This window comes from Azotobacter bryophylli, assembly GCF_042643485.1.
Classification (GTDB): domain Bacteria; phylum Pseudomonadota; class Gammaproteobacteria; order Pseudomonadales; family Pseudomonadaceae; genus Azotobacter; species Azotobacter bryophylli.
Genome location: NZ_JBHRSJ010000024.1, coordinates 1 through 1415 on the forward strand (window position 1 = coordinate 1; position 1415 = coordinate 1415).

The 1415-nt window shown below is 70.7% G+C and carries 2 protein-coding genes; both read left to right on the top strand.

What is annotated here, in order from left to right; genetic code table 11:
- Positions 1–639, top strand: a 639-nt coding sequence (locus tag ACFOJE_RS12805; RefSeq protein ID WP_377814759.1) for an aldehyde dehydrogenase family protein, incomplete at its 5' end; no start/stop codon positions are given.
- Between the two features lie 189 nt (positions 640–828).
- Positions 829–1415 (top strand): aminotransferase class III-fold pyridoxal phosphate-dependent enzyme (locus tag ACFOJE_RS12810; protein ID WP_377814760.1); only part of this gene is annotated, 587 nt, incomplete at its 3' end.

Here is a 1415-nt window from a genome sequence, read left to right on the forward strand (position 1 = left end):
GACGCCGCCGTCGAGGGCGCGCTGATCTCCAAGTACCGCAACAACGGCCAGACCTGCGTCTGCGCCAACCGCCTGTACGTGCAGGAAGGGGTCTACGATGCCTTCGCCGCCAAGCTCCAGGCGGCGGTCGAGCGGCTGAAGATCGGCAACGGCCTGGAAGCCGGCGTGACCACCGGCCCGCTGATCGACGCCCAGGCCGTGGCCAAGGTCCAAGAGCATATCGACGACGCCCTGGCCAAGGGCGCCACCCTGCTCACCGGCGGCAAGGCTCATGCCCTGGGCGGGACCTTCTTCGAGCCGACCATCCTCACCGACGTGCCGCGCGACGCCGCGGTGGCCCGCGAGGAGACCTTCGGCCCGCTGGCCCCGCTGTTCCGCTTCCGCGACGAGGCCGAGGTGATCGCGCTGGCCAACGACACCGAATACGGCCTGGCCTCCTACTTCTACGCCCGCGATCTGTCCCGGGTGTTCCGCGTGGCCGAGGCGCTGGAGTACGGCATGGTCGGCGTCAACACCGGGCTGATCTCCAACGAGGTGGCGCCCTTCGGCGGCATCAAGGCCTCGGGCCTGGGCCGCGAGGGCTCGAAATACGGCATCGAGGACTACCTGGAGATCAAGTACCTCTGCCTCGGGCTGTGAATGCCCGCCGGCGACCCGGGCGGCCGGCAAGAGCCACCGCCGCCCCGGCACCGGCGTTTCCGGTGAAGGCACCGGACCCCACGACCGGCGGGCGCCGGCGTCCGCGGCAGTCGATCAGCGCATGCTGCCGCGCGCCGTCCCCGCCCCGAACCCTGTAACGGGCCGCCCCCGGCGGCCGACGAGGACCCCATGAGCAAGACCAACGCTTCCCTGTTGCAACGCCGTGCCGCCGCCGTGCCGCGCGGCGTCGGCCAGATCCACCCGATCGTCGCCGAGCGCGCCGAGAACGCCACCGTGTGGGACGTCGAGGGCCGCGAGTACCTCGACTTCGCCGGCGGCATCGCCGTGCTCAACACCGGCCACCTGCATCCGAAGGTGGTGGCCGCGGTGCAGGAACAGCTGACCAAGCTGAGCCACACCTGCTTCCAGGTGCTGGCCTACGAGCCCTACATCGCCCTGTGCGAGAAGATCAACGCCCTGGTGCCGGGCGACTTCGCCAAGAAGACCCTGCTGGTCACCACCGGCTCGGAAGCGGTGGAGAACGCGGTGAAGATCGCCCGCGCCGCCACCGGCCGTCCCGGGGTGATCGCCTTCACCGGCGCCTACCACGGCCGCACCCTGATGACCCTGTCGATGACCGGCAAGAAGGTGCCCTACGCCGCCGGCATGGGTCTGATGCCGGGCGGCGTCTACCGCGCCCTGGCGCCCTGCGAGCTGCACGGGGTCGGCGTCGAGGACGCCCTGGCCAGCATCGAGCGGATCTTCAAGAACGACGC